This is a genomic window from Zarconia sp. (assembly GCF_057467645.1).
Genome location: NZ_JBRJXU010000053.1, coordinates 1 through 5399, shown reverse-complemented (window position 1 = coordinate 5399; position 5399 = coordinate 1). Strand labels below are relative to the sequence as shown.

Here is a 5399-nt window from a genome sequence, read left to right as displayed (position 1 = left end):
TTTGAGCTTCTAAGTGTGGTAACTTTTCAGCTTATATCATGTTCTACTTCCCTCCTGGCTTAAATTTCAGCCCACAAATTTCACAATTGAGCGATCGCTCAATTGTGGAAGAGCTACAGGGTAAGTGTTTTAGTCGAGTGCACTAGCTCCCCATCCAGTTCGTGCTTCCCAAAAACAATCAGAATTCTCCCGAGTGCTTGAAATCATTGTACTGAGGCATATTCGGGCTTCTTAGTTTTGTCAGTCAATCAGCCGGTTGGGTACACCCACTTGTTCTCCCAAACCCCGAGGTAAATCTCCACCGATGGCCGACAGGTCAGGTCGGGAGCGCGCCTCCTTTGGTGCCTATCCTTTGGTCAAAAAAGGACCAGGGCGCTTCCGAAAACCAAATCGCTCTCCCTAAATCCGAGCCGATTTACATCAGCAACTGCCCAGAGTCGACCTCCGATCCGAGGTGGAGTCGATTCCGATGGCGATCGCACTGTTTAATCTAAACTCCAGTTAACCCAAACCGATGTAAGAAGAGCAACGTGCACGCACTGTTGAGGAAACTAAATTCTCCCCTGTCTCCCCGCGTCTTCCCCATTGCGCCCCAACAACCAATACGTCGTCATCAAACCTTTCCCCTTCACCGAAATTTCTCCCCGTCGTTCCAGGTGGTAGTGATGTTTCAATGTCTCGTAAGTGGTCGCAGTCACTTGAATGCGCCCCGCTTCCCCCGAGGATTCCATCCGCGAGGCGACGTTCACCGCATCTCCCCACAAATCGTAAATAAATTTCTTCAAACCGATCACCCCCGCCACCACCGTTCCCGTATTAATCCCGATGCGAATTTGGAAGGATTCCCCCAGTTGGGCGCGGGCGATGCGGACGCTTTCGAGCATTTCTAAGGCCATATTGGCGATCGCGCGGGCAGTCCTAGGACGAGGAACCGGCAACCCTCCCACCACCATGTAGGCATCGCCGATGGTTTTGATTTTCTCCAAGCCGTATTTGTCGGCGAGGCGATCGAAGTTAGAAAAGATTTGATTGAGTAGATTCACCAGTTCGACGGGTTGGAGGCGCGCCGAGAGTGGGGTAAACCCGACGATATCGGCAAACAAAATCGTCACCTCCTCAAACTGTTCGGCGATCGCATCTTGGGACTGTTTCAAACGTCCGGCGATCGCCTTGGGTAAAATATTCAGCAACAGGGCTTCGGATTTTTCCTGTTCCATTCGCAGGGCTTCTTCGGCGAGTTTGCGCTGGGTAATATCTTCCAACACCCCCAAAAGACCGATGACGTTGCCTTTGGCATCGTGGATGGGAATCTTACTCGAATCGAGCCACACGACTTGCCCATCGGGACTCGGTCGAATTTTCGTTTGCATGAAGTGCAGTTTCGGTCGATCGGAGGCGATAATCTCTCGGTCTTGTTCCCGGAAGGTTTGGGCAGTTTGCCGATCGTCGAGTAACTCGTAATCGGTTTTGCCCACCACGGCTTCGGGATCGTCGAAGCCCGCCGCCATCGCCCAGTTTTGATTGCAACCGCGAAACACTAAATCCGTATCTTTCCAAAACACTTGCTGGGGAATATTATTCAAAATCAGGCGCAAATACTGCTCTTTTTCTTGCAAGGCTTCCTCCGCCCGTTTGCGATCGCTCACGTCCCGCGCCACCCAGATGACGCGATCGCTGCCAATTGGGGAAATATTTGCCGCGAACCAAAATTCTTGCCCCTCCAGAGTTAAACCGTATTCGATTTTGGCGGTTTGCTGGGTGTCGAGCACCCGTTGGATGTGGCGAACGAAAGTTTCGGCGCGATCGGGGGGTAGCAAATCGTACTCGGTTTTTCCCAACAACCCATCCACCGGTTGTAGCAGCAGTTCGGGAGACCCGGAAATCACCTTCAGATAGCGCCCTTCGCGGTTTTTAATGAAGATGAGTTCCGTCATCGCTTCAAAAAGTCCCCGCAGTTCCGCTTCCGCCTCGGCCAGTTGTGCCGTACGTTCTGCCACCTGTCCTTCGAGCTGCTCGTTCATTTCTTCGAGGGCGTGGAAGGATATGCTCAACTGAGCCGCCATTTGATTGAAGGATTCCGATAACACCTTCAGTTCGTCGATTTGCACCACCCGATGGCTGTAGTTATCGACAGTTCGATCGAGTTCTCCACTGGCGATGCGGCGACTGGCACGACCGAGATGGAGAATGGGTTGGGTAATCCAGTCGGAGGTGGCAATCCCCAATCCCGTCGCCAAGAGGAAGGCGATCGCGCATAATGCCAGGGTGATGCGGGTGTTGCGGTGAATTTGCGCCATAAAGTCGGCCTCGGGAACCACCACCACGATGAACCAATCCAAACCCAACTCGTCGCGATAGGGGGTCACTTGCACCAATTGGGGGCGATCGTCGAGTTTGAAGGTCAGTTGGGCGGGTCGATCGATTTCCCCGAGGCGATCGAAGGTTTCGAGCAATTGCTCTGCGGTGGTGCGAATTAGGCGCTCGTCGATGTCCGTTGCCCGCAGGCGATGTCGATCGCCGTTATCGTCGATAAAAGGCACTCGATCGGTGGAGGTAGCCACGAGCAAGCCACTGCGCTCCATAATAAACGTTTCCCCAGTTGTGCCCACCTTCAGACTTTGCAGGAACTCGCTAATATCCAACAACGACAGATCGACGGCAAACACCCCCTGCAACTCCCGCGCGTCATCGTAGATCGGCAGGACTGCAGGCAGTGCCACGTTCGGATAAGGTGCCGCCCAAACGTAAATCTCTCCCCAACTGGGACGACCGGCCCGCACGGCCGCCCGATACCAGGGACGGGACAACATATCATAATCGGGAAATGCAGAAAGGAGTTGGGTGCGATCGCCGCGCTCGTTTGTAGCATAGGTCTCATACTCATCCCCAGGGGAATCTTGGGACCAATAGGCGATGTTGAACGCACCATCGACCCCTCGTTCCGCGCCGCTAAAAATTTCTGCTTCGCTGCCAAAGTAAATGTAGCTTGCGGAGTCGAAGCGCTGGATTTGCTTCCAAAAATGTCGCTCCAACCCCTCGATATCCGCTAGATCCAGCTTGCCGATTTCCACGTCATCGGCATTGATTTGATTGATGCGGTGGGGAATTTGTAAGTAACTGTTGAGGCGATCTTCGATTCGAGCGGTAATTTCATCGCGCAACTGAGTCGCTAAGTCTTCCACCGCCTGCTGACCGTTGCGAAAAGAGAGATAACCGACCAGTCCCACGGTTGCGATAACTTGAGCAACGAAGGGAACCACCAGCACCAGACGCAGGGGGAGTTTAGGATTGAGAATGGGATGCCCGAATTTGCTCATGGCTTCAGCACGATCGATCTCAAGATTCCTCCGTTCGTCTGTTGCTATAAGATAGCTTAAGGCGCGGGTTAACCCTTTTTCCCCACACCCTACACCCTACACCCTACACCCTACACCCCACGCTCACCGGAAACCTTCTGCTCTAACGCCGATCGGATTTTCAGGTTTTCAGAACAATTTCGTAATGCTCGACGGTCGGGAACGGTTCGTAAAAATGATGCAGCCGAGCGCGCCATTCTTGATATTCTGGGGATTGTCGAAAGCCAATGGTGTGGTCTTCGAGTTTTTCCCAGCGCACGAGCAAAATGTAACGGTTGTCCGTTTCCAGGCAGCGTTGGAGTTCGAGATCGATATATCCCGGCATCGAGGAAATAATCGTTGCAGCCTCGGCAAATGCGGCTTCAAATTCTGCGGCTAAACCGGGTTTCACATCGAGAATTGCAACTTCAAGTATCATCGATTTTCTCCGGCGATCGAGTTCGGAGGCGATCGTTAGAATTGAGAGCCATAGCCGTCGCCACGATGGTTCGGACAATCGAGTATCTCACCAGTATCTATCTCCCCCCGCTTCCGCCGCTCCCCCTGCTCCCTTCATGGCGAACCCTGAGATCGCCCGATCGCATCTTGAAGGAGTCGATCGCACAACGCATCCACGCTTGCCGGTGACAAATCTTCCAGGGAGATCCGTCGTTCCAGGTTGGGGTAGCTGTGGGAGAGCGATCGCCGATAGCTCGGATCGTAGTGGGACTCTAGCAGGTCTGCCACCAAGGTTTGGCCATCCCCTTCTCGAATCAGATCGTACCATTGGCGAATTTTTTGGTGACCGTGGCGGGAGGTTAAACCTTGGAGTTTGGCCGCGAGGAATTCCCCATGTCGTCCCAAACACTGATACTCTTGCAGCAACCAGTTGACGCGATGTTCGATCGCCAATTCGATTTCCACCCCTGGCGAGCGTTTCATCTGATTCCACAAGGCAGGGGGCAGATAAACTTGCCCGATTTTATTGCTCTCGGATTCCACCCAAACCGGCAAATTGGGATCGAACTGCTGGAGGTGTTGCACCAGCAATGACTCAAAAGCTTTTTGGCTCGGCTGAGGGGTGGGTTTTTCCGCCCAAACTTCCCCCAGCAGGGAACCGCGATGGTTCGCGAGGTCTTCTAAGTCCAATACCTGAGCGCCCAACTGATCTAAGCGCTGGAGAATGTGGGTTTTGCCGCTGCCGGTTGCCCCGGCTAAAATGCGATAGGTGAAGCGATCGGGCAAGTGTTCCAGTTTCGATCGCACGTAAGTTCGATAGGTTTTGTAGCCCCCGTCGAGTACCGTCGCCGGCCACCCGATGGCTGCCAACACCGCCGCCAGACTTTGCGATCGCTGTCCCCCGCGCCAGCAATAAACCAGCGGTGCGTATTCTTTGGGTTTGGCGGCAAAGTGACGCTCCAGGTGTCGGGCAATGTTTTTAGCCGTCAGTGCCGCACCGATTTTACGAGCCTCAAAGGGATTGACCTGTTTGTAGATGGTGCCGACTTTGGCGCGTTCGTCGTCGCTGAGTACCGGCAGGTTAATCGCTCCGGGCATTCGATCGATTGCAAATTCGCTTGGCGATCGAACATCGATAATCTCGCTGTAGGTTTCGAGCCAGGGTTGTTGCGTCAGCTTTGGAGACAAGATCGAGATCGGGCAACCTGCAAGTGGAACGACAAAGGATCGAGCCTCACTTATTGTACTCGATCGCGTTTCGCGGCGAATCTCGATTTCTTCGACCTCTTTCTCGAAGGAAACTAATTTTCCCAGCGCTCGGAGTAATGTGGAAGGCTATATATAGCTCGCGCCCATGGCGGTTAGGACAATAAATTCAGGTTTGGTTTTTAAATACCTGGTAGGGGGAATGCGGCCGCATTCCCCCTACTGTCCTCAATCCTCTGCGCTTAGCTATAGATAGCGTCAGAAGTGTTATGGCGCTTCGTCATCAGTTTGTTTATTTACTACGATGGAAGAAACCGATATTTTCCATTCCCCATTTCCCATTCCCCATTCCCCATTCCCCATTCCCCATTCCCCGTTCCCCATTCCCCATTCCCCATT

Annotated in this window: 3 protein-coding genes; all 3 read right to left on the bottom strand. The window is 53.2% G+C overall.

The window, feature by feature from the left end; translation table 11 throughout:
• Positions 1 to 551: 551 nt before the first annotated feature.
• Complete coding sequence (locus tag AC2215_RS07320) at positions 552 to 3317, bottom strand: adenylate/guanylate cyclase domain-containing protein (RefSeq protein WP_486809312.1); 2766 nt, start codon at positions 3315 to 3317, stop codon at positions 552 to 554.
• Positions 3318 to 3477: 160 nt separating this feature from the next.
• The gene (locus AC2215_RS07315) at positions 3478 to 3774 is read right to left on the bottom strand and encodes an antibiotic biosynthesis monooxygenase family protein (RefSeq protein WP_486809311.1); all 297 of its coding nucleotides are present in this window, start codon (positions 3772 to 3774) and stop codon (positions 3478 to 3480) included.
• Positions 3775 to 3908: 134 nt separating this feature from the next.
• Entirely contained in the window at positions 3909 to 4982 is a 1074-nt protein-coding gene (gene mnmH, locus AC2215_RS07310; protein WP_486809310.1) for a tRNA 2-selenouridine(34) synthase MnmH, read from the bottom strand.
• Between the last annotated feature and the right edge of the window lie 417 nt (positions 4983 to 5399).